The organism is Tsukamurella sp. DT100 (genome assembly GCF_049844855.1).
Taxonomy (GTDB): domain Bacteria; phylum Actinomycetota; class Actinomycetes; order Mycobacteriales; family Mycobacteriaceae; genus Tsukamurella.
This window is the reverse complement of sequence record NZ_JBNCLV010000001.1, coordinates 176704-198376: the sequence shown is the minus strand read 5'-3', so window position 1 is coordinate 198376 and position 21673 is coordinate 176704. Positions and strand designations below refer to the sequence as shown.

Sequence of the window (21673 nt, the reverse complement as noted above, 5' to 3'; positions counted from 1 at the left end):
GGTGTTCCGGGGCTACCGTTGACGGGCAGGTATTCCTGACCCGAAGGAGCACTACAGTGACGGTTCGCGTAGGTGTCAACGGATTCGGTCGGATCGGCCGCAACTTCTTCCGGGCGGTCGCCGCCCAGAAGGCCCTGGGGACCACGGACGTGGAGATCGTGGCGGTCAACGACCTGACCGACAACGCGATGCTGGCGCACCTCCTCAAATTCGACTCGATCCTCGGCCGCCTCGACGCGGACGTGGTCGCCGACGGCGACACGATCCGCGTGGGCGATCAGGTGATCAAGGCCCTCGAGGTCCGCGAGGGGCCGTCAGCGCTGCCCTGGGGCGACCTCGGCGTGGACGTCGTCATCGAGTCGACGGGCATCTTCACCGCCCGCGACAAAGCGCAGGGCCACCTCGACTCCGGCGCCAAGAAGGTGATCGTCTCGGCCCCCGCCGCCGGCGCCGACCTCACCGTCGTGATGGGCGTCAACGACGACAAGTACGACGGCAGCCAGCACGTCATCTCCAACGCCTCGTGCACCACGAACTGCCTCGGACCGCTGGCGAAGGTGGTCAACGACGAGTTCGGCATCGTCAAGGGCCTGATGACCACGGTCCACGCCTACACGCAGGACCAGAACCTGCAGGACGGCCCGCACAAGGACCCGCGCCGCGCTCGTGCCGCGGCGATCAACGTGGTGCCCACCTCGACCGGCGCGGCCAAGGCCATCGGGCTCGTGCTGCCCGAGCTGGAGGGCAAGCTCGACGGCTATGCGCTGCGGGTGCCGATCCCCACGGGCTCGGTCACCGACCTCACCGTGCAGCTCGCGAAGAAGGCGACCGTGGAGGAGATCAACGCCGCGATGAAGGCCGCGGCCGAGGGGAAGCTCAAGGGCATCCTCAAGTACTACGACGCTCCGATCGTCTCGTCGGACATCGTCACCGACCCGCACAGCTCGCTCTTCGACGCGGGTCTGACCAAGGTGATCGACGATCAGGCTAAGGTCGTGTCCTGGTATGACAACGAATGGGGCTACAGCAATCGCCTCGTCGACGTGACTGATCTGGTAGGTAAATCGCTCTGATGACCGTTTCCACTCTTTCCGACCTGCTGTCCGAGGGCGTCGAGGGACGCACCGTGCTGGTCCGCAGCGACCTCAACGTGCCGCTCGACGATGCCGGCGCCATCACCGACGCGGGCCGCATCATCGCCTCGGTGCCCACGCTGAAGGCGCTCGCCGAGGCCGGCGCCAAGGTGATCGTGACCGCGCACCTCGGCCGCCCGAAGGGCGCACCCGACCCGAAGTTCTCCCTCGCGCCCGTCGCGGCGGAGCTGGCGGAGCGCCTGGGCCGCAACGTCCAGCTCGCGGGCGACGTCGTGGGCCAGGACGCGCTCGCGCGCGCCGAGGGCCTCACCGACGGTGACGTCCTCCTGCTGGAGAACGTGCGCTTCGATCCGCGCGAGACCAGCAAGGACGACACCGAGCGCGAGGCGCTCGCCCGTGACCTGGCCGAGCTCGTCGACGTCTCCTCGCACGCCGGTGAGGGCGCCTTCGTCTCCGACGGCTTCGGCGTCGTGCACCGCAAGCAGGCCTCCGTCTTCGACGTCGCGAAGCTGCTCCCGGCCTACGCCGGCCGCCTCGTCGACGCCGAGGTCAAGGTGCTGGCGCAGCTGACCGAGAACCCGTCGCGGCCCTACGCCGTGGTGCTCGGCGGCTCCAAGGTCTCCGACAAGCTGGGTGTGATCCGGGCGCTGGCACCCAAGGTCGACACCCTGGTGATCGGCGGCGGCATGGCCTTCACCTTCCTCGCCGCGCAGGGCTACTCCGTGGGCACCTCGCTGCTGCAGGAGGACCAGATCGACACCTGCAAGCAGCTGCTGGAGGAGTTCGGCGACGTGCTGCACCTGCCGGTCGACGTCGTGGTCGCCGACGCCTTCGCCGCCGACGCCGCGTCGAAGACCGTCGCCGCCGACGCCATCGAGGACGGCTGGATGGGCCTCGACATCGGTCCCGAGTCCGCACAGCGCTTCGGCGCCGTGCTCACCCAGGCCAAGACGGTCTTCTGGAACGGCCCCATGGGCGTCTTCGAGTTCCCGGCCTTCGCGGCCGGCACGAAGGCCGTCGCGGAGTCGGTCATCAAGGCCACCGGCAACGGCGCCTTCACCGTGGTGGGCGGCGGCGACTCGGCCGCGGCCGTGCGCACGCTGGGCCTCGACGAGGACGGCTTCAGCCACATCTCCACCGGTGGCGGCGCCTCGCTGGAGTACCTCGAGGGCAAGGAGCTCCCGGGGCTGAAGGTGCTCGAAAGGGGTGACGCATGAGCCGTAAGCCGCTCATCGCCGGCAACTGGAAGATGAACCTCAACCACCTCGAGGCGATCGCGGTGGTGCAGAAGCTGGCCTTCGCGCTGCCCGACAAGTACTTCGCGCACGTCGACGTGACAGTCATCCCGCCGTTCACCGACCTGCGCTCGGTGCAGACGGCCGTCGACGGTGACGACCTGAAGATCACCTACGGCGCGCAGGACCTCTCGCCGCACGACTCCGGCGCCTACACCGGCGACATCTCCGGCGCCTTCCTCGCCAAGCTCGGCTGCACCTACGTGGTGGTCGGGCACAGCGAGCGCCGCACCATCCACGGCGAGACGAACGAGATCGTGCTCGCCAAGACCAAGGCGGCGCTCCGGCACGGCCTCACCCCGATCGTCTGCATCGGGGAGGGGCTCGACATCCGCGAGCAGGGCACGCAGGTCGAGTACAACGTCGAGCAGCTCAAGGGCTCGCTCGCCGGGCTGACCGCCGAGGAGCTGTCCAAGACGGTCATCGCGTACGAGCCCGTCTGGGCGATCGGCACCGGCAAGGTGGCGACCCCGCAGGACGCGCAGGAGGTGTGCGCCGCGGTGCGGGCCACCATCGCCGAGCTCGGCGGTGCCGAGGTGGCCGCGGGGATCCGCGTGCTCTACGGCGGCTCGGTGTCCAGCAAGAACGTCGGCGAGCTCGTCGCGCAGCCCGACGTGGATGGCGGCCTCGTGGGCGGCGCCTCGCTCAAGCCCGACGAGTTCGCCGCGCTCAGCGCCATCGCCGCGGGCGGGCCGCTCTGATCCGGAGCCGGCCGCTGTAGGCCGACGCGCCTGCCACGCCCTGAACGACCGACGTCGACCGGAAGGTACACTGGATCCTCGTGGAAACATTGCAGCTGGTGCTGAAGATCGCCATCCTCGTGCTGAGCCTGCTGCTGGTGGTGCTCGTCCTGCTCCACCGCGGTAAGGGCGGCGGCCTGTCGTCGCTGTTCGGTGGCGGTGTGCAGTCGTCGCTCTCGGGCTCGTCGGTGGTGGAGAAGAACCTCGACCGGGTGACGATCTTCGTCGGCATCATCTGGACGGTGTGCATCGTCGGCGTGACGCTGAGCATCAAGCTGACGTCCTAGACGTCGCCCCGAAGACTTCGGCGAGGCGCCTCGAACCCGCAGGGTTCGGGGCGCCTTCGTCGTCGGCGGGGTGCTGCCGAGCAGGGCGCCCATATGGGCGCTGGCCTCGAAATCTGAGCAGGCGGTAGGAATACTGCCGAGCATGACCAGTGAGCCAGCGCGCGCCGCCACCGAACCCCTCCGTGACGACATCCGGCTGCTGGGCGGGATTCTCGGCGACACCGTCCGCGAGCAGGCCGGGCCGCAGATCTTCGACCTCGTCGAACGCGCCCGGCGGGAGTCCTTCGCCGTGCGCCGCTCCGAGTTGGACCGCGGGCAGCTCGCCGCGCTGTTCGCCGACGTCCCCACCGGCGAGGCGATCCCGGTCATCCGCGCCTTCTCGCACTTCGCGCTGCTCGCCAACCTCGCCGAGGACCTCCACCGCGAGCGCCGGCGCGCCATCCACGTCCGCGCGGGAGAGCCGCCGCAGGCCTCGTCCCTCGCGCACGCCTATGGCCTCTTGGAGGACGCGGGGCTCGACGGTGCGGACGTCGCCGCAGCGCTCCGGCACGCGCTCGTCGTGCCCGTGATCACCGCCCATCCGACCGAGACCCGGCGGCGCACCGTCTTCGACACGCAGCACCGGATCACCGAGCTCATGCGCTACCGCGACCGGACCCAGCTGGATGCGCGTGAGGAGGAGCAGACCCAGGTCGCGCTCCGGCGCCAGATCCTCACCCTGTGGGACACCGCGCTGGTGCGGCTCGAGCGGCTGCGCATCCAGGACGAGATCGAGAACGGCCTGCGCTACTTCGATTCCGCCTTCCTCCAGGTGATGCCCGCGATCAACCGCGAGGCCCGGATCCGGCTGCGCGAGCTGTACCCCGGGACCGCCCTGCTGTCCGAGCCCATCGTGCGCCCCGGATCGTGGATCGGCGGCGACCGCGACGGCAACCCGTACGTCACCGACGAGGTGGTCACGATGGCCTCGCGGCGGGCCGCGGCCACCGCCATCGGGCACTACCTGCGCGAGCTGCTGCAGCTGGAGCAGGAGCTCGCGCTCAGCTCCCGCCTGACCACCGTCGCCGACGCGCTGCTGGACCTCGCCGCCTGGGACGACTCTCCCCGCCGCGCCGATGAGCCCTATCGCCGCGCGCTGCACGGCATCCGCGGCCGCCTCACCGCCACCGCGGACCGCCTGCTCGACGAGAAGCTGGACGCGCGCACCGACATCGGTGCCGAGCCCTACGGCGGACCGTCGGAACTGCTCGCGGACCTGGGCGTCGTGGACGCCTCCCTGCGGGCCGGCGGCGACGGCCTCATCGCGGACGACCGCCTGCAGTCGCTGCGGGAGGCCGTGAACACCTTCGGCTTCCACCTCTCCGGCCTCGACATGCGGCAGAACTCCGACGTGCACGAGGAGACCGTCGCGGAGCTCTTCGCGTGGGCCGGCGTGCACGCCGACTACGCGGCGCTCGACGAGGAGGAGCGGGTGCGACTGCTCACCGCCGAGCTCCGCCTGCGGCGGCCGCTCGTGGGACCGGGGGCGGAGTTCTCCGACCAGACGGCGAAGGAGCTCGGGGTGCTCCGCGCCGCGGCGCGCGCCGTGGAATCGCTGGGCGCCAAGGCGATCCCGAACTACATCATCTCGATGTGCACGTCGGTCTCCGACCTGCTCGAGGCCGCGGTGCTGCTCAAGGAGGTGGGGCTGCTGCGGCCCGACACCGACGGCGGCGCCGAGTGCCCGGTCAACATCGTCCCGCTCTTCGAGACCATCGAGGACCTCCAGCAGGGCGCCGCGACGATGCGCGCCGCGTTCGCTGTGCCGGCCTACCGCTCGCTGGTCGACGGCAAGGGCGGGCTGCAGGAGATCATGCTGGGCTACAGCGATTCCAATAAGGACGGCGGCTACCTCGCGGCCAACTGGGCGCTCTACCGCGCCGAGCTGGACCTCGTCGCGATGGCGCGTGAGGCCGGGATCACGCTGCGGCTCTTCCACGGGCGTGGCGGCACCGTCGGCCGCGGCGGCGGTCCGAGTTACGACGCGATCCTCGCGCAGCCGCCCGGCGCGGTCCGCGGCTCGCTGCGGCTGACCGAGCAGGGCGAGATCATCGCCGCGAAGTACGCCGAACCCGCACTGGCCGTGCGGAACCTGGAGTCGCTCGTCGCGGCGACGCTGGAGTCGTCGCTGCTCGACGTGGAGGGCCTCGGCGACGACGCCGACGAGGCCTACGCGGTGCTCGACGAGCTCGCCGCCCTCGCGCGCGACGCCTACGGCGACCTCGTGCACCGCACCGAGGGCTTCGTCGAGTACTTCACCACCGCCACGCCGGTGGAGGAGATCGGCTCGCTGAACATCGGATCGCGGCCCAGCTCGCGCAAGCAGACGTCGAAGATCTCCGACCTGCGCGCCATCCCGTGGGTCATGGCGTGGTCGCTGTCGCGGGTCATGCTGCCCGGCTTCTACGGCACGGGAACGGCGTTCGAGACGTGGATCGGGGGAGACCCGGACCGCCTCGAGCAGCTGCGCGCGCTGTACCGGCGCTGGCCCTTCTTCCGGTCGGTGCTCTCCAACATGGCACAGGTCCTCGCCAAGTCCGACCTCGGCCTCGCCGCCCGCTACGCCGACCTCGTGCCCGACGCCGACCTGCGTGAGCGCGTCTTCGGCAAGATCGCCGACGAGCACCGCCGCACCATCGAGACGTACTTCGCGATCACCGAGACCGACGACCTGCTCGCCGACAACCACGCCCTCAAGCGTTCGGTGTTCAACCGCTTCCCGTACCTCGAGCCGCTCAACCACCTGCAGGTGGAGCTGCTGCGCCGGTACCGCTCCGGCGACGAGGACCCGCTGGTGCAGCGCGGCATCCTGCTGACCATGAACGGCCTCGCCACGGCGCTGCGCAACTCCGGCTAGCTCCTCCGCCCCCCGGATTCTCCGCCCCAGGGCGGAGGACGGGACGACCCGGCGCCGGTACTGTCGGCCGCATGACTGACGTAGTGGTGCAGGACGAACAGGCGACGGTGCTGACCTTCCTCGCCGATATGCAGGACGGCCGGGCGGAGGAGGCGGTCGCCGCCTTCGACGAGGACGTGGTCTACACGAACGTGGGCCTCGCGACCCTGCGCGGTCGCAACCGCGCGGGTCGCGTGATCCGGCTGCTCGCGCAGCCCGCCCTCGGCTTCGGCGTCGAGGTCACGTCCATCGCGTCCGACGGTGCCGTCGTCCTCACCGAGCGCATCGACGAGCTGCGGGTGGGCCCGCTGCGCGTGCGGTTCTGGGTGTGCGGTCGGTTCGACGTGCACGACGGCCGGATCGTGCTGTGGCGCGACTACTTCGACAACCTGGACATCGCCAAGGGCGTCGTGCGCGGCGTGCTCGCGCTGGCGGTCCCCGCCGCGCAGCGGAAGATGACGCCCCTGCAGCGCTGACCTACTTGTTGTACCGGGTGCTGATCTCGGGCCGGATCGTGTCGGAGACGAACTTCGCGGCGCAGTGTTTCCCGTCGTAGTTCTGCTGCAGGCACCACGCCAATGCGGGCTCGTAGGTGTCCCAGCTGGCTCCGGCGTACACCGGCACCCAGGAGTCGTCGCGGTCGAAGACCGGCCAGCCGCCGCTCTGCAGGAGACGGACGCTCCCGTGGCGCTGGTCGAAGTACGCGACCTCGCCGAGGATGTCCGCCTCGAACCAGGTCTTGCCGTCGTCGAACGCGCCGGGGTACTTCGAGGCGAGTTGCGCCACCCACCGGTTGTTGAGCGTCGCCAGCACCACGGGCCGGTCCGCCGCGGCGCGGGTCTGCAGGGCGGCCAGCGGGTTCGGTGCAGCGGTGGTCGTCGTGGTGGGCGGCGCGTCGGTGGTGGTCGGCGCGGCCGCCGTCGCGGTGACGGTCGCCGTGGCGGTGGCGCCGCCGGTCTGTGCGACCGGTGAGCTCTGGCGGTCCGACAGTGCGACGTAGCCCAGGACGGCGGTGGCGCCCACCAGCACGGCGGCGACCACCGCGAGGATGGGCACCGCGCGGCTCTTCGCGGGCGGCGGTGCTTGCTGGTAGGCCGGTGCCATCGGGTACGACGGCGCGACCGGGTACGAGGGAGCGGCCGGATACGACGGAGCCTGCGGAAAGGACACCGCGCGTGGGTACGACGCGGGCGGCGACGGCTGGGAGACCACGGTGAGGTCGGAATCCGCGGGTGGATACGGCTGCGAGATCACGGTGGGATCGGACGGCTCCGCGAGCGGCCGGATCAGCGTGCGGTCGTAGGCGGGGGAGGGCAACGGCACGTCCACGCTGTGGCCGGCGAGGGCCTCGCGCGCGGCGGTCGCCAGCTCGCCGCAGCCGGCGAACCGGTCGGCGGGGTCCTTCGCCATGCCCCGCGCGATCACGGTGTCCATCGCCGCCGGGACCGGAGCCTCCTCGCTCACCCGGGGAATCGGGGCGGTGACGTGCTGCTTGAGCATGGATCCCAGGCTCGCGCCGCGGTAGGGAGCGTGCCCCGTGAGCGCCTCGAACAGGACGCACGCCAGCGAGTACACGTCGCTCGCGACGGTGGCCGAGTCACCGTCGAACCGCTCGGGTGCCGCGTAGGCCTGCGAGCCGACGAACAGCCCCGCCGAGGTCATCCGGGACTGCGTATCGGCCACCGCGAGTCCGAAGTCGAGCAGGTACGGGAAGCCCGACTCGGTGAGCTCGATGTTGGCGGGCTTGACGTCCCGGTGCACGAGGCCCTTGGCGTGCGCCGCATCGAGCGCGCCGGCCACCTGCTCGACGAGGGCGACGGCGCGCTCCGGGGGCAGCGGACCGTCGCGCAGGGCCTCCGCGAGGTTGCGACCCTCGACGAGGCGCATGTCGATGAACAGCACCCCGTCGATCTCGCCGAAGTCGTGGATCGGGATGACGTGCGGGTCCGCGAGGCGCGCCACCGTCTGCGATTCGCGGGAGAACCGCTCGCGGAACTGCGGGTCCTCGGCCGCCGAGGCGTGCAGCAGCTTCAGCGCGACGTCCCGGTCGCGCTGCGCGTCGTGCGCGAGGTACACCTCGCCCATCCCGCCCCGGCCGAGCAGGCGCCCGATCTCGTACGGCCCCAGCGTGCTCCCGCTGCGCGTGCCCTCGCTCATGGACGTCCCCTCCCGCTGGGTGCTGCGCCGATCGTAGCGGGATCGACCGACAGGAACGGCCGTGATGAGTCAGACTCCGGAGACGGGAACGCCCGGGTGCCATCCGAACGGATGGCACCCGGGCGCCGGGGATCTCGTGCGCTCAGAGCGTGCGCGCGATGATCTCCTTCATGATCTCGTTGGTGCCGGCGTAGATCATCTGCACACGGTTGTCGACCCAGAAGCGCGCGGCGGGGTACTCGGCCATGTAGCCGTAGCCGCCGAACAGCTGCAGGCACTCGGATGCGACCTCCTGGGCGCGGTCCGAGGTCCACCACTTCGCCATCGCGACGGTCGGGATGTCGAGCTCGCCCTTGACGTGCTTCTCGATGCAGTCGTCCACGAAGACGCGGGCGATGGTGGTCTCGGTGAGCGCCTCGGCGAGCTTGAACTTGGTGTTCTGGAAACCGAAGATGGGGCGGCCGAAGGCCTCCCGCTCCTTGGTGTAGCGGAGGGTCTCCTCGAAGATGACCTCCATGCCCGCGACGCAGGCCTGGCCGATGATGAGGCGCTCCTGCGGCAGCTGCTGCATGAGCTGGTAGAAGCCCTGCCCCTCCTGGGTGCCGAGGAGGTTCTCGACGGGCACGTGCACGTCGTCGAAGAAGAGCTCGGAGGTGTCCTGGCCCTTCTGGCCGATCTTGTTGAGGATGTTGCCCTTGCGGAAGCCCTCGCGGTCGGCCTCGACCAGGATGAGCGAGATGCCGGCGGCGCCCTCGTCCGGGTTGGTCTTGCAGACCAGGACCACGATGTCGGCCTGCTGGCCGTTCGTGATGAAGGTCTTGCTGCCGTTGATCACGTACTCGCCGCCGGTCTTGATGGCGCGGGTCTTCACGTTCTGCAGGTCCGAGCCGGTGCCGGGCTCGGTCATCGCGATGGCGCCGACGGCCTCGCCGGAGGCCATCTTCGGCAGCCAGGCCTGCTTCTGCTCCTCGGTGCCGTACGCGAGGATGTAGTGCGCGACGATGCCGTTGTGCAGCGAGACGCCCCAGCTGGTGTCGAACGCCTGCGCCTGCGCGGCGATGAGCACCGACTCGTGGCGGAAGTCGCCGCCACCGCCGCCGTACTCCTCGGGGATCGACAGGCACAGCAGGCCCAGCTCGCCGGCCTTGTTCCACAGGTCGCGGTCGACGTGGTGCTGCTCGGCGAACTTCTCGATGTTGGGGGTGAGTTCCTTCGCCAGGAACTTGTCCGCGAGGTCGCGGAGGGCGTCGAGCTCTTCGTTCATCCAGCTCGAGCGGCGGCGTGCGGCCATGGGGTGACCACCTTTCTGCGGAGGGTTGCCGCACCACTTAATCAGAACCGGATCGACGAAAACAAGCACGGGTGCAGGATTCGGGGAATAGGTGCAGGTCGGAGCGGGAGATTCGCCCGGACGCGGCGTGTTCGGATGCGCCGAAGTCGCCTCCCCGCGGTCGTAACGTTCGACAGCGCGAGCACGATGATGCAGCGAGCGGATTCCGGTCGTGCGGGTTCGTGCCGAACGACCGAAGGAGTGCGTGTCGTGCGCCCTGATCCGCTACTGACCGATGCCCTGTATCAGCAGGTCTTCCTGCGGGCCGGTCTCCCGATGGCGCTGCACAGCGCGGACCGTCGCTTTGTGCACGCGAACGACGCGATGGTCGACCTGCTCGGCTACTCGCTCGAGGAGCTCCAGGTGATGACGGTGATGGACGTCGTCCATCCCGAGGAACGCGACACCAGCGCGCGGTTCGCGGCGCAGTGGCTCGCCGGGATCGGCAGGGAATCCCGGCTGTTCGGACGGATCGTCCGCAAGGACGGCGGGGTCGTCAGCGCCCGGATCCGCAAGTACGTCCTCGACCCGGGCGGCCCCGACGGTGCCCTGGTCGCGCTCGCAGTGATCGACCGGATCGACGAGGAGCACACGTCGGAGCACGCCTCGCGCCACGACGACCTGACGGGCCTGCTGAACAGGCGCGGCTTCCGGGAGGCCCTGGCCGTCTCCTACCCGGAGAACCTCCCGTCCGTGCTGGCGATGCTCGACGTGGACCACCTCAAGTGCGTCAACGACCGCTTCGGTCACGCCGCGGGTGACGAGGTGATCGTCGCGGTCGCGAGGACCCTGGCGCTCGCGCTGCCGGACGACGGCGTGCTGTGCCGCTGGTCCGGCGACGAGTTCGTCGCCTTCGTACCGCGGCCCACCGCGGACGACTTCGCTCCCGCGCTCCTCCGCGCGCTCGCCTACCGGGCCCGCGTGCCCGTGTCGGGCGGATTCGTCGTGCCGGAGGTGTCCGTGGGGATCACGCGGTTCGACCCCGGAACCGACCGGCTCGATGACGCCCTGCGGCGCGCGGACGCCGAGATGTACCGCGCCAAGCAGGGCGCGAGGGCGGCCGGCGATGCGTGCGCGGAAGGTCTGCCCACGGCGCCGTGAGTAGCGGGAGATATCGCCTGTGAACTGCGGAAACAGAAAGTTGGAACCATTCGTCGCGTTGGTGCGTCTAATTCATGCGGAGGAAAAACCAACGAGATCGGGGGAACGAGTTGGACACGACACCGCAGGTCTGGTCGGACGTCGCTCACGCGGAGAAGACGTTCGAGCAGGCGCACGAGGTCCGTGAGCGATTGGCCCGAGTTTCGGGCATGGGGACGGCCGCACGGGGGGATGTGCGGGTCACCGTCGGGATGGGGGGACGACTCACGGGGGTGGTGATCGCGGGACGCGCGATGGAGTACTCGGGGGAGGCTCTGAGCGCGGAGATCATGACGGCGGCCTCCCTGGCCGAGAAGGCAGCGGCCAGGGAGGTCCACTCGATCGCCACCGAGTTCTATCCGGGGCTCGACTTCTGGGATCAGTACACGGGGGAGGTGGACCGGTGACGGACTGTGTGATCACGCCGGCCACCGCTGTCGCTCATGAGCAGGCGCTCACGACGATCGCGACGACCGTGAGTACGGCCGGGACGACGTCGTCGTCGAACCGTGTGGGCGACGGTGACTACGGCGCCCTCTTCGGGTGGCTGGCCACCCGGGTGAACTCCGCTCTTGACGACCTCACGGAATCGGTCTCCACGCATAGCGGCGAACTCGAGACGCACCGTACCGAGTTCCGGCGGAACATCACGGTGAACCAGGAGACGGATCAGGGCGGCGCCACCGCGTTGACGGAAACCGGGCGACGATGAGCGGCGACGGCGTGATCGGCACCGTCGGCGACGCCGTCGCCGGTGTACCGCTCGCCGAAGCCGTGGTCGACGCCGCGGAGGCCGTGGTCGAGGATCAGAGCGCGATGGGGCTTCTCGCCGCGGTCGTGAGCATCGGCTCCGAAGTGAGCAGCGCGGTGCAGGATCCGATCGGCACCTTCTTCGCCTCCGGCGTGGGCTGGGTCATCGAGGCGATCCCGGCGCTGAAGTCCTCTCTGGACGCCGTGTCCGGAAATCCGGACAAGATCGAGGACCTGAGCGAAATCTGGACCGAGAAGGTCGCCACTCCTCTCGCGGGTGTGGCCGACGCCGTGCGGACGGCCTCGTCCGCCACGTCGTCCGGGTGGTCCGGTGTGGACGCCGATGCGTATCGCACGGCCACGACGGCCCTTGCTGAACACAGCGAAGCCCTCGGGACCGCGGCCAGGTCTACGGCGACCGGCTTGAGCATCGCGGGTGCCCTCGTCGTTGAGGTCCGCAACTTCATCCGCGACGAGTTGGCGAAGCTCGCGGTCTGGGCCGGCGCGACCTATGCACTGGCCACGGCGACATCGGTCCCCACCGGAGGAGCGTCGGTCGTCACGGCGACCAACACGATCCTGCTGCGCGGAGCAGCGTTGGCCCAGCGCTTCGCCGGAGTGCTTCGGAAGCTCACCACCAAGCTCGAGGGGCTCGCGGACAAGTTCGCCGCCCTCGGCACGGCCGCGCGGGCGCTGCGCCGCACGAGCACCGGCATCGACAACGTTGCCGCGGCGACGACGCGCGCCGTCGACGACGGTGTCGTCGTCCAGACAGCGTTCCATCTCGCGGGAAACAGCCCGATCTCCTCGGTCGGTGAGGTCGCCGTGTCGGCGGGCACCAGCGGGATCAAGGCCATGGGTGACGGGTGGACCACCTGGACCGGCACGCAGCCCGCGTGAATCCCATGCGGCAGGATGACGGGGTGACTTCCGCAGCTGCACGTGACCTGGTCATCCTCGACGTCCCGGCCGAGGCGCGGGCCGCCCACGCGCGGCTCCTCGGCGCCGATCCGGCCGAGATCCACACCGCGGGCGCCATCGACGTCGCTGTCGGCGCACCGTCGTGGGCGGGCGCCTCGGGCCTCCTCGTCGCGGCGGACGACGCCGCCATGGCCGCGAAGCTGGCCGAACGCCGAGGGCTGCCCCTGACGGACGTCGGCACCGGATTCGCCGGACCCGCAGACGGACTCGCCCTCGGTTACGCCGGCGCGACGGTGCCCGGCGCCGCGCCCGGCGCGGAGATCACCGGCGTCGACCACGTCGTGCTCACCTCGCCGAACCGCGACCGCATCATCGCCACCCTGTGCGGCCGGCTCGACTTCGACCTGCGCCTGGACCGGGTGCAGTCGTGGGGCGTGCACCAGCTGTTCCTCCGCCGCGGCGACCTGCTCGTCGAGGTGGTCCTGCAGGAGGGCGAGGGCGTCGACCCCGCCGGCCCGGACGCGCTGTGGGGACTCGCTTGGCGCACCGTCGACGCCGATGCGACGCACGCCCGCCTGACCGAGCAGGGGGTCACCGTGAGCGACGTGCGGCGCGGCGCGAAGCCGGGTACGCGAGTCGCGACGGTTAAGGACCCCGCACTGGGCGTCCCGACGATCGTGCTGGAGCAGTCCTAGCCGAGCCGGGAGGCGGCGGCACCGTCGAGGTACCAGACGGTCTCCTCGGAGCCGTGCGCGCCGGCGCAGGGCCAGTCCTCGGGCGACGCCCCGCCGACACCCGCGGCCACGGCCTCGGCCTTCTCGGCGCCGGAGACGAGCAGCCACACGCGGCGCGCGGCGGCGACCGCCGGCAGCGTCAGCGTGAGGCGCCGCGGCGGCGGCTTGGGGGAGTCGCGCACCGACACCACGACGGCCTCCGTCTCGCGGACGGCGGCGGTGTCGGGGAAGAGCGAGTTGATGTGGCCCTCGCCGCCCATGCCGAGCAGGTGCACGTCGAAGCGGGGGACCGTACCCTCGCCCGCCGTCACGGCGTTGCCGCGGGCGGCGGCGTTGTCGGCCAGGCGCTTCGCGTACACGCGGGCGGCCAGCTCGCCGTCGCCGCTGAACTCGTCCGAGGCGGGGAAGCGGTAGACGTTCGCGTCGGGGATCGGTACGTGCCCGAGGAGCGCGTCCTCGGCCTGCAGCACGTTGCGGTCGGGGTCGTCGCCCGCGACGAAGCGCTCGTCGCCGAAGAAGACGTCGATCCGCGACCAGTCGATCACCCGCTCCCGCAGCGCCGCCGAGAGCGCGTTGCCGTTGGTGCCGCCGGTCAGCACGATCGAGGCGAAGCCCCGCTCGGCCTGCGCCTGCTCGATCACCGCGACCAGGTCGTCGGCGGCCGCCGCGACGAGGGCGTCGGCATCGTCGAACGTGCGGACGGTGGGCTCGGTCATCAGGGCATCTCCGATCGGTCCACGTCGGACACGCCGCCCAACGCCGTGTAGTAGATGTCGTCGTCGTCGAGGCGGCGCAGTTCCTCCGCGAGGCAGTCCGCCACGTCGCGCCGGCGGATCGCGACGCGACCGTCGGGCTGACCAGGCCGCACGAGGACGGCGGTGGAGTTCTGGTCGAACTCCAGGCGCAGCGGACCGCTCGCGCGGTCGAGCTGCACTTCGAAGCTGCCGGCCCGGCGCCGCACGGGCACGCCGAGCTGGGCCCGCAGCCAGCCCGCGAGCAGGTCGATGCCGGGGCTGTTCGACGGTCCCGTCACCACCGCGGACGTGATCGGCTCGAACGGCGGCTGGTCCAACGCCGATGCCAGGAGCGCACGCCACGGGGTGATCCGCGACCACGCGAGGTCCGAATCGCCCGGCGCGAAGCCGTCGCGGCGCCGCGCGAGCACGGCGACGGAATCGTCGGACGCGGTGGCATCGGTGATGCGGCGGGTCGCGAGCGCGCCCACCTTGTCGGCGGAGGGCACCGCGGGCGCGGCGCCGGGCCACCAGGCGACGACGGGCGTGTCCGGGAGCAGGAACGGCACGATGACCGAGGCGCCGTGGTCGGCCAGCTCGCCGAACAGGCGCAGCACCACGACCTCCGACGCGCCGGCGTCGCCGCCGACGCGGATCTGCGCGTCGAGCCGGGTCCGCTCCGCGCGCGGACCGCGGGCCACGACGATCACGCGGCACGGATGCTCGCGCGATGCGGCGTTGGTGGCCTCGATGGCGCTCTCGGTGGGCTCGCCCTCCTCGGCGGAGATGATGAGCGTGAGCACGCGGCCCAGGGTGACCGCGCCGCCCGATTCGCGCAGGCGCACGAGCTTCTTCGAGACGTCCTGGGTGGAGGTGTCCGGCAGATCGAGAATCATGGGCGCCGCCACGTCCTTCCGGTCCGGTCCAGCATCGCGTCGGCCGACGCCGGGCCCCACGTCCCGGACTCGTACTCCTCGGGCCTGCCGCCCTCGGCCCACAGCGCGAGCACCGGGTCGAGGATCTTCCACGACAGCTCGACCTCGGCGTTCACCGGGAACAGCGAGGGCTCGCCGAGCAGCACGTCGAGGATCAGCCGCTCGTAGGCCTCGGGGGAGCTCACCGTGAAGGCCTCGCCGTAGCTGAAGTCCATGTTGACGTCGCGGACCTCCATCGAGCTGCCCGGCACCTTGGAACCGAACCGGAGGGTCACGCCCTCGTCGGGCTGCACGCGGATGACGAGCGCGTTCTGGCCCAGCTCCTCGGTCATGGTGTCGTCGAAGGGCAGGTGCGGCGCGCGCTTGAACATCAGCGCGATCTCCGTGACGCGGCGCCCCAGCCGCTTGCCGGTGCGCAGGTAGAAGGGCACGCCCGCCCACCGCCGGGAGGCGATCTCGACGGTGATCGCGGCGTAGGTCTCCGTGGTGGAGGTCTCGCTGAAACCCTCCTCCTGGAGCAGGCCCACGACCTTCTCGCTGCCCTGCCAGCCCGGGCCGTACTGGCCTCGCGCGGAGGTCTCGGCGAGCGGCTCGACGGGGGAGGTGGCCGAGAGCACCTTGATCTTCTCGGCCTGCAGCTCCGCCGGGTGGAAGCTGGTGGGCTCCTCCATCGCGATGAGCGCCATGAGCTGCAGCAGGTGGTTCTGGATCACGTCGCGGGCGGCGCCGATGCCGTCGTAGTAGCCGGCGCGGCCGCCGAGGCCGATGTCCTCGGCCATGGTGATCTGGACGCTGTCCACGTAGTGGCTGTTCCACGTCGGCTCGAACAGCTGGTTCGCGAAGCGCAGAGCCAGGATGTTCTGCACCGTCTCCTTGCCGAGGTAGTGATCGATCCGGAAGACCGACTGCTCGGAGAAGACGTCGTTGACCACGGCGTTGAGCTTCTGCGCGGACTCGAGGTCGTGCCCGAAGGGCTTCTCGATCACCACGCGCCGCCAGCCCTCGGACTGGTCCGCCAGACCCGAGCGCTTGAGCTGCTCGCACACCGTGGGGAAGGCGTCCGGGGGGATGGAGAGGTAGAACGCGGTATTGCCGCCCGTGCCCCGTTCGGCGTCCAGGTCGGCCAGCGCCGCCGAGAGCCGGTCGAAGGAGTCGTCGTCGTCGAAGGCGCCCTGGACGAACCGGATGCCCTCGGCCAGGCGCTCCCAGACGTCGTCGCGGAACTCGGTGCGCGAGTGGGCCTTCGCGGCCTCCCGGACCGTCGCCGCGAAGTCCTCGTCGGTCCACGGGCGGCGGCCGAAGCCCACCAGCGAGAAGCCGGGCGGGAGCAGCCCGCGGTTGGCCAGGTCGTACACGGCGGGCATCAGCTTGCGCCGGGACAGGTCGCCGGTGACGCCGAAGATCACCAGGGACGAGGGCCCCGCGATCCTCGGCAGTCGACGATCGCGGGGATCCCTGAGCGGGTTGGTCCAGGTCACCGGGTGTTAGGCCCCGGTCTTGAGCTGCTCGGCGGTCGCGTCGAGCAGCTGCTGCCAGGCCTGCTCGAACTTCTCCACGCCCTCGGTCTCGAGGAGCTCGAAGACGGCCGACAGGTCGACGCCCGCGCCCTGCAGGTCGGAGAAGACCTGCGCCGACTCCTCCGCGCGGCCGATGATCGTGCCGTCGGTGACCGTGCCGTGGTCGGCGAAGGCCGCCATCGTGGCGCCGGGCATGGTGTTGACGGTGTTCGGGGCGATCAGCTCCGCGACGTACAGGGTGTCCTTGTACGCCGGGTTCTTCACGCCCGTCGACGCCCACAGCGGGCGCTGCACGTTCGCGCCCTCGATCGCGGCGAACCGGGCCGCGCCGAAGATCTCCTCGTACGCGGCGTAGGCCAGGCGCGCGTTGGCGAGGCCGGCCTTGCCGCGCAGCGCGAGCGCCGCGTCGGTGCCGATCGCGTCGAGCCGCTTGTCGATCTCGGTGTCCACGCGGGAGACGAAGAACGAGGCGACCGAGTAGATGTCGGCCACGTTCCGGCCGGCGGCGGCCGCCGCCTCGATGCCGTCGAGGTAGGCGTCCATGACCTGGCGGTGGCGCTCCACCGAGAAGATCAGCGTCACGTTCACCGAGATGCCCTCGGCGATCACGCGGGCGATTGCGGGCAGGCCGGCGAGCGTCGCGGGGATCTTGATGAGCACGTTCGGCCGGTCGACGATCTTGTGCAGCTCGATCGCCTGGGCGACGGTGCCCTCGGTGTCGTGCGCGAGGCGCGGGTCGACCTCGATCGAGACCCGGCCGTCGACGCCGCCGGTCTTCTCGAAGACGGGGGCGAGCACGTCGCTCGCCGCGCGCACGTCGTCGGTGGTGACGGTGCGGATCGTCTCGTCCACCCCGGCGCCGCGGGCGGCGAGCTCGGCGACCTGCGCCGCGTACTCGGTGCCCTTGGACAGTGCCGCCTGGAAGATCGCCGGGTTCGTGGTGACGCCGGTGACGGAGTCCGTCTCCGGGAGCTCCGCGAGCTTGCCGGACTGGATCAGGCCGCGCGAGAGGTCGTCGAGCCAGACGGAGACGCCGGCCTCGTACAGGGCGGCGAGATTCGGGTTCTGAGCCATGGTGTGGTTATCCCTTCAGGTTGGCGAGGGACTGCTCGGCCTTCTGGGCCACGTTCTCGCCGGTGAATCCGTACTTAGCGAACAGGACCTTGTCGGAGGCGGACTCGCCGAAGTGCTCGAGCGAGACGACCTCGCCGAAGCCGCCGACGATGCGCCACCAGGACTGGGCGATGCCGGCCTCGACGGCGACGCGCGCCTTGACCGACGGCGGCAGGACGCTGTCCTGGTACGCCTGATCCTGGGCGTGGAACCACTCGACCGACGGCATGGAGACGACGCGCGCCTTGATGCCCTTGGCCGCGAGCAGGTCGGCGGCCTGCAGGGCCAGCTGCACCTCCGAGCCGGTGCCGATGATGATCACGTCGGGGGCGGCACCGTCGGCCTCCTTGAGGACGTAACCGCCCCGCGCGACGCCCTCGGCGGACGTGCCGGGCAGGATCGGCACGCCCTGGCGGGTGAGGATCAGGCCCGTGGGGCCGTTGCCGCCGGTGCGCTCGAGGGTGGCCTTCCACGCCGCGACGGTCTCGTTCGCGTCGGCCGGGCGGACCACGTTCAGGCCCGGGATCGCGCGCAGCGCGGCGAGGTGCTCGACCGGCTGGTGCGTGGGGCCGTCCTCGCCGAGGCCGACCGAGTCGTGCGTCCACACGTAGATCGGATCGATGTCCATGAGGGCCGCGAGGCGGACGGCGGGGCGCATGTAGTCCGCGAACTGCAGGAAGGTGCCGGCGTAGGGACGGGTCTTCCCGTGCAGCACGATGCCGTTGAGGATCGAGCCCATCGCGTGCTCGCGGATGCCGAAGTGCAGCGTGCGGCCGTAGGGCTGCGCGTTCCAGTCCTCGGTCGAGATCGACGTGGGACCGAAGGAGTCGGCGCCCTTGATCGTGGTGTTGTTCGAGCCCGCGAGGTCGGCGGAGCCGCCCCACAGCTCGGGCAGGGTCTGGCCGGCGGCCGCGAGGAAGGCGCCGGACGCGGCGCGGGTCGCGATGGCCTTGTCGTCGACCGACCAGGTCGGCAGCTCGGCGTCCCAGCCCGCGGGCAGGGTTCCGGCCTCGAGCCGGTCGAGCAGCGCCTTGCGCTCCGGGTTGGCGGCGGCCCAGGCGTCGAAGCGCACGTTCCACGCCTCGTGCTCGGCCTGGCCGCGCTTGATCAGCTCGCGCGAGTGCGCGATGACCTCGGGGGCGACGTCGAAGCTCTTCGCCGGGTCGAAGCCCAGGATCTCCTTGACCGCGGCCACCTCGTCGGCGCCGAGCGCCGAGCCGTGCACGCCGCCCGTGTTCATCTTGTTCGGGGCGGGGAAGCCGATGACGGTGCGCACGATGATGATCGACGGCTTGTCGGTGACGGCCTTGGCGGCCGCGGTGGCCTCCTCGATCGCCGTGACGTTCTCGCCTCCCTCGACGTACTGCACGTGCCAGCCGTAGGCCTCGTACCGCTTCGCCACGTCCTCGGAGAGCGCGATGTCGGTGTTGTGCTCGATGGAGATCTTGTTGTCGTCGTAGAAGAGGACGAGGTTGCCCAGCTGCTGGGTGCCGGCGAGCGAGGACGCCTCGGAGGTGACGCCCTCCTCGATGTCGCCGTCGGAGGCGATGACGTAGATGAAGTGGTCGAACGGGCTCTGCCCCGGCGCGGCCTCCGGGTCGAACAGCCCGCGCTCGTAGCGTGAGGCCATCGCCATGCCCACCGCGGACGCGAGGCCCTGGCCCAGCGGGCCGGTGGTGATCTCGACGCCCTTTGTGTGCCGGTACTCGGGGTGGCCGGGGGTCAGCGAGCCCTCGGTGCGCAGCGCCTCGAGGTCGCCCAGCTCCAGGCCGAAGCCGCCCAGGTACAGCTGGGTGTAGAGCGTGAGGCTCGAGTGACCGCAGGACAGCACGAACCGGTCGCGGCCGATCCAGTGGGTGTCCGACGGGTCGTGGACCATGAGCTTCTGGAACAACGTGTAGGCCAGGGGAGCGAGGCTCATCGCGGTGCCGGGGTGGCCGTTGCCGACCTTCTGCACCGCGTCGGCCGCCAGCACCCGGGCGGTATCCACCGCGCGCGTGTCGAGATCGGTCCAGTCGGCGGGGTGATGCGGAGTGGTGAGGGTGTGGATCTCGGCGGTGCTGGTCACGGCTGGCGGACTCTCCTGGTCGTGGGGGGCGTGCGTGCTCAAGTGTGAACCCTACTCGGCGGCGACGCACGGTCTGCGGAAACTACCGGGTAGGGCGACGGGTGGCCACCGCCACGGTTCGCGGCGGCGATCCCGATTCGGCGCCGGGGAGTCGGAGGACTACCATGGCTCGTAGTAGATGGGGTCGGCGCCGGTCGCGGGCCCGCGGCGGGGCAGCTGCCCCACCGCCCGCGGTCGGTCAGCCCCGGCCGCGGAAGAAACGTCACGTCCGGTCGCGTCCGGACACGGCAGAAGAGAGTGCGGCACAGATGGTTTTCAAGGGCGGGCACGGGACGAACACCCCAGACGCTCGCTCGGCGGCCGCGCCGGTCCCCGCATCCTTCGCCGGCCGCGTCGGGCAGACGGTGCTCGCGTACATCGCGCTGACCAAGCCGAAGGTGATCGAGCTGCTGCTCGTCGCCACCATCCCCGTGATGCTGCTGGCCGACCGCGGCCACGTGAACCTGCCGCTCATCCTGTCGACGCTGTTCGGCGGCTGGCTCGGCGCCGCGTCGGCGAACACGCTCAACATGGTCGCGGACGCCGACATCGATCAGAAGATGAAGCGCACCGAGCGGCGCCCGCTCGCGCGGCACGCGGTGCCCGTCCGGCACGCGCTGATCTTCGGCCTCGTCCTGGCCGCGGCCTCGTTCGTGTGGCTGTGGCAGATGGCGAACCTGCTGTCCGCGGTGCTGGTGCTGGTCACGATCGCGTTCTACCTGTTCGTGTACACGATGCTGCTCAAGCGGCGCACCTCCCAGAACGTGGTCTGGGGCGGGGCCGCGGGCTGCATGCCCACGCTCGTCGGCTGGGCCGCCGCGACCGGCACCATCGAGTGGCCGGCGATCGTGCTGTTCCTGGTGATCTTCTTCTGGACGCCGCCGCACACCTGGGCGCTCGCGATGCGCTACAAGGAGGACTACAAGGCGGCCGGCGTCCCGATGCTGCCCGTCGTCGCGCCGGAGACCGTCGTCGCGCGACAGATGGTCTGGTACACGTGGGCCACCGTCATCACGACGCTGGTGCTGATCCCCGCCGCCGGTCTGGTCTACGCGATCGCCGCGGCGCTGTGCGGTGCGTGGTTCCTCTACGCGGTGCACAAGCTGTACTCGCAGACCAAGGCGGGCCAGGAGATCAAGCCGCTCAAGGTCTTCCTGCAGTCCAACAACTACCTCGCGGTGCTGTTCTGCGCGCTCTCGGTGGACTCGATCCTCAACTACAGCACCGTCTGGCAGCTGCTCGGTCACTGATGGCCGCCTCCGACCGCGACCTCTGGACGCTGATCTTCGCCGAACGCGCCGCGCTGGCCGAGGATCTCGGCGCCCTGACGGACGAGCGGTGGGGCACCCCGTCGCTCTGCGCGGGTCTGACGGTCCGCGAGGTCCTGGCCCACCTCACCGCCGGGGCGTCCGACAATCCCGTCGTCTGGTTCGCGGGCGTCCTGCGCAACCGCTTCGACTTCGACGCCAACGTCGCGCAGCGGCTCGCCAAACGGCTGGGCGGCGCCCCCGCGGACACGCTGCGGCAGTTCCGCGGCGTGTGCACCAGCCGGACGAAGGCGCCCATCCCCGTCGCCGCCATGCTCGGGGAGATCGTGGTGCACGGCGAGGACATCCGTCGCCCGCTCGGCATCGTGCGCGCGTACCCGGCGGGCGTGCTCGAGCGCGTCGCGGCGTTCTACGCCGGCTCGGACCTGATGCTGCCGTCGGCGACCCGGGCCCGGGGCCTGGCGCTGCGCGCGACCGACGGCGCCTTCGCCGTCGGCGACGGCCCGGAGGTCGCCGGGCCCACCGTCGCGCTGGTCATGGCGCTCACCGGGCGCGACGACTACCTCGCCGAGCTGAGCGGCCCGGGCCTGGCGGAGTTCGCCTCCCGCTGAGCCGC

20 protein-coding genes are annotated in these 21673 nt (G+C 70.9%); 13 read left to right on the top strand and 7 right to left on the bottom strand.

The annotated features are described in order from the left end of the window. Positions 1–56 precede the first annotated feature (56 nt). The 6 genes from gap to ACLQ3K_RS00960 all read left to right on the top strand — a co-directional run bounded on the left by gap (position 57) and on the right by ACLQ3K_RS00960 (position 6827). Complete coding sequence (gene gap, locus ACLQ3K_RS00985) at positions 57–1073, top strand: type I glyceraldehyde-3-phosphate dehydrogenase (protein ID WP_336671831.1); 1017 nt, start codon at positions 57–59, stop codon at positions 1071–1073. Beyond that, a complete protein-coding gene (locus ACLQ3K_RS00980; protein WP_425996325.1) occupies positions 1073–2311 on the top strand; it encodes a phosphoglycerate kinase in 1239 nt (412 codons plus the stop codon). Before gap ends, ACLQ3K_RS00980 begins: the two co-directional genes overlap by 1 nt. Continuing rightward, positions 2308–3090 carry a triose-phosphate isomerase gene (tpiA, locus tag ACLQ3K_RS00975; RefSeq protein WP_224646657.1) on the top strand — a complete coding sequence of 261 codons (783 nt, stop codon included), beginning with the start codon at positions 2308–2310 and terminating at the stop codon, positions 3088–3090. Before ACLQ3K_RS00980 ends, tpiA begins: the two co-directional genes overlap by 4 nt. Positions 3091–3179: 89 nt before the next feature. Beyond that, positions 3180–3416, top strand: coding sequence for a preprotein translocase subunit SecG (gene secG, locus ACLQ3K_RS00970; RefSeq protein WP_068520767.1), 237 nt, complete (start codon positions 3180–3182; stop codon positions 3414–3416). 142 nt (positions 3417–3558) lie between these two features. Further along, positions 3559–6312, top strand: a complete 2754-nt coding sequence (gene ppc, locus ACLQ3K_RS00965; protein WP_425996322.1) for a phosphoenolpyruvate carboxylase — start codon at positions 3559–3561, stop codon at positions 6310–6312. A gap of 71 nt (positions 6313–6383) precedes the next feature. Beyond that, complete coding sequence (locus ACLQ3K_RS00960) at positions 6384–6827, top strand: limonene-1,2-epoxide hydrolase family protein (RefSeq protein WP_415675583.1); 444 nt, start codon at positions 6384–6386, stop codon at positions 6825–6827. Position 6828: 1 nt separating this feature from the next. On the opposite strand, the gene ACLQ3K_RS00955 is transcribed toward ACLQ3K_RS00960, so the two are convergent. Both ACLQ3K_RS00955 and ACLQ3K_RS00950 read right to left on the bottom strand, forming a co-directional pair. Further along, positions 6829–8508: a protein kinase domain-containing protein gene (locus ACLQ3K_RS00955; RefSeq protein WP_425996320.1), complete on the bottom strand. Its 1680-nt coding sequence runs from the start codon at positions 8506–8508 to the stop codon at positions 6829–6831. A gap of 142 nt (positions 8509–8650) precedes the next feature. Continuing rightward, the gene (locus tag ACLQ3K_RS00950; RefSeq protein WP_224646653.1) at positions 8651–9799 is read right to left on the bottom strand and encodes an acyl-CoA dehydrogenase family protein; all 1149 of its coding nucleotides are present in this window, start codon (positions 9797–9799) and stop codon (positions 8651–8653) included. Positions 9800–10048: 249 nt separating this feature from the next. On the opposite strand from ACLQ3K_RS00950, the gene ACLQ3K_RS00945 reads away from it, so the two are divergent. The 5 genes from ACLQ3K_RS00945 to ACLQ3K_RS00925 all read left to right on the top strand — a co-directional run bounded on the left by ACLQ3K_RS00945 (position 10049) and on the right by ACLQ3K_RS00925 (position 13344). Continuing rightward, entirely contained in the window at positions 10049–10939 is an 891-nt protein-coding gene (locus ACLQ3K_RS00945; RefSeq protein ID WP_425996316.1) for a GGDEF domain-containing protein, read from the top strand. A 74-nt stretch (positions 10940–11013) separates the two neighbouring features. Continuing rightward, complete coding sequence (locus ACLQ3K_RS00940; RefSeq protein ID WP_425996314.1) at positions 11014–11385, top strand: YbaB/EbfC family nucleoid-associated protein; 372 nt, start codon at positions 11014–11016, stop codon at positions 11383–11385. After that, positions 11382–11690 (top strand): hypothetical protein, encoded by a 309-nt coding sequence (locus ACLQ3K_RS00935; RefSeq protein WP_224648707.1) that lies wholly within the window; start codon positions 11382–11384, stop codon positions 11688–11690. The genes ACLQ3K_RS00940 and ACLQ3K_RS00935 overlap by 4 nt, the downstream gene beginning before the upstream one ends. Beyond that, positions 11687–12628, top strand: coding sequence for a hypothetical protein (locus tag ACLQ3K_RS00930; protein WP_425996312.1), 942 nt, complete (start codon positions 11687–11689; stop codon positions 12626–12628). The genes ACLQ3K_RS00935 and ACLQ3K_RS00930 overlap by 4 nt, the downstream gene beginning before the upstream one ends. Positions 12629–12651: 23 nt before the next feature. Further along, complete coding sequence (locus tag ACLQ3K_RS00925) at positions 12652–13344, top strand: VOC family protein (protein WP_425996310.1); 693 nt, start codon at positions 12652–12654, stop codon at positions 13342–13344. Here ACLQ3K_RS00925 and pgl read toward each other — a convergent pair. Genes pgl through tkt form a run of 5 tightly spaced genes read right to left on the bottom strand, consistent with a single transcriptional unit; the run spans position 13341 to position 19750 of the window. Beyond that, positions 13341–14099 (bottom strand): 6-phosphogluconolactonase, encoded by a 759-nt coding sequence (pgl, locus tag ACLQ3K_RS00920; RefSeq protein ID WP_425996308.1) that lies wholly within the window; start codon positions 14097–14099, stop codon positions 13341–13343. The genes ACLQ3K_RS00925 and pgl overlap by 4 nt on opposite strands. After that, a complete protein-coding gene (gene opcA / locus ACLQ3K_RS00915; RefSeq protein ID WP_224648698.1) occupies positions 14099–15013 on the bottom strand; it encodes a glucose-6-phosphate dehydrogenase assembly protein OpcA in 915 nt (304 codons plus the stop codon). The genes pgl and opcA overlap by 1 nt, the downstream gene beginning before the upstream one ends. Then, complete coding sequence (zwf, locus tag ACLQ3K_RS00910) at positions 15010–16530, bottom strand: glucose-6-phosphate dehydrogenase (RefSeq protein ID WP_425996305.1); 1521 nt, start codon at positions 16528–16530, stop codon at positions 15010–15012. The genes opcA and zwf overlap by 4 nt, the downstream gene beginning before the upstream one ends. A 6-nt stretch (positions 16531–16536) precedes the next feature. After that, entirely contained in the window at positions 16537–17643 is a 1107-nt protein-coding gene (gene tal / locus ACLQ3K_RS00905; RefSeq protein WP_425996303.1) for a transaldolase, read from the bottom strand. 7 nt (positions 17644–17650) lie between these two features. Beyond that, positions 17651–19750 carry a transketolase gene (tkt, locus tag ACLQ3K_RS00900; RefSeq protein ID WP_425997106.1) on the bottom strand — a complete coding sequence of 700 codons (2100 nt, stop codon included), beginning with the start codon at positions 19748–19750 and terminating at the stop codon, positions 17651–17653. Between the two features lie 308 nt (positions 19751–20058). On the opposite strand from tkt, the gene ACLQ3K_RS00895 reads away from it, so the two are divergent. Both ACLQ3K_RS00895 and ACLQ3K_RS00890 read left to right on the top strand, forming a co-directional pair. Then, entirely contained in the window at positions 20059–21039 is a 981-nt protein-coding gene (locus ACLQ3K_RS00895) for a heme o synthase (protein ID WP_224648679.1), read from the top strand. Next, the gene (locus tag ACLQ3K_RS00890) at positions 21039–21668 is read left to right on the top strand and encodes a maleylpyruvate isomerase family mycothiol-dependent enzyme (RefSeq protein WP_425996301.1); all 630 of its coding nucleotides are present in this window, start codon (positions 21039–21041) and stop codon (positions 21666–21668) included. The genes ACLQ3K_RS00895 and ACLQ3K_RS00890 overlap by 1 nt, the downstream gene beginning before the upstream one ends. The last annotated feature ends 5 nt before the right edge of the window (positions 21669–21673 follow it).

Coding starts and splice junctions, on each gene's coding strand:
- ACLQ3K_RS00980 (WP_425996325.1), top strand. CDS start 1,073: ATGACCGTTTCCACTCTTTCCGACCTGCTGTCCGAGGGCGTCGAGGGA.
- tpiA (WP_224646657.1), top strand. CDS start 2,308: ATGAGCCGTAAGCCGCTCATCGCCGGCAACTGGAAGATGAACCTCAAC.
- ppc (WP_425996322.1), top strand. CDS start 3,559: ATGACCAGTGAGCCAGCGCGCGCCGCCACCGAACCCCTCCGTGACGAC.
- ACLQ3K_RS00960 (WP_415675583.1), top strand. CDS start 6,384: ATGACTGACGTAGTGGTGCAGGACGAACAGGCGACGGTGCTGACCTTC.
- ACLQ3K_RS00955 (WP_425996320.1), bottom strand. CDS start 8,508: ATGAGCGAGGGCACGCGCAGCGGGAGCACGCTGGGGCCGTACGAGATC.
- ACLQ3K_RS00950 (WP_224646653.1), bottom strand. CDS start 9,799: ATGGCCGCACGCCGCCGCTCGAGCTGGATGAACGAAGAGCTCGACGCC.
- ACLQ3K_RS00940 (WP_425996314.1), top strand. CDS start 11,014: ATGCGGAGGAAAAACCAACGAGATCGGGGGAACGAGTTGGACACGACA.
- ACLQ3K_RS00930 (WP_425996312.1), top strand. CDS start 11,687: ATGAGCGGCGACGGCGTGATCGGCACCGTCGGCGACGCCGTCGCCGGT.
- pgl (WP_425996308.1), bottom strand. CDS start 14,099: ATGACCGAGCCCACCGTCCGCACGTTCGACGATGCCGACGCCCTCGTC.
- opcA (WP_224648698.1), bottom strand. CDS start 15,013: ATGATTCTCGATCTGCCGGACACCTCCACCCAGGACGTCTCGAAGAAG.
- tal (WP_425996303.1), bottom strand. CDS start 17,643: ATGGCTCAGAACCCGAATCTCGCCGCCCTGTACGAGGCCGGCGTCTCC.
- ACLQ3K_RS00895 (WP_224648679.1), top strand. CDS start 20,059: ATGGTTTTCAAGGGCGGGCACGGGACGAACACCCCAGACGCTCGCTCG.
- ACLQ3K_RS00890 (WP_425996301.1), top strand. CDS start 21,039: ATGGCCGCCTCCGACCGCGACCTCTGGACGCTGATCTTCGCCGAACGC.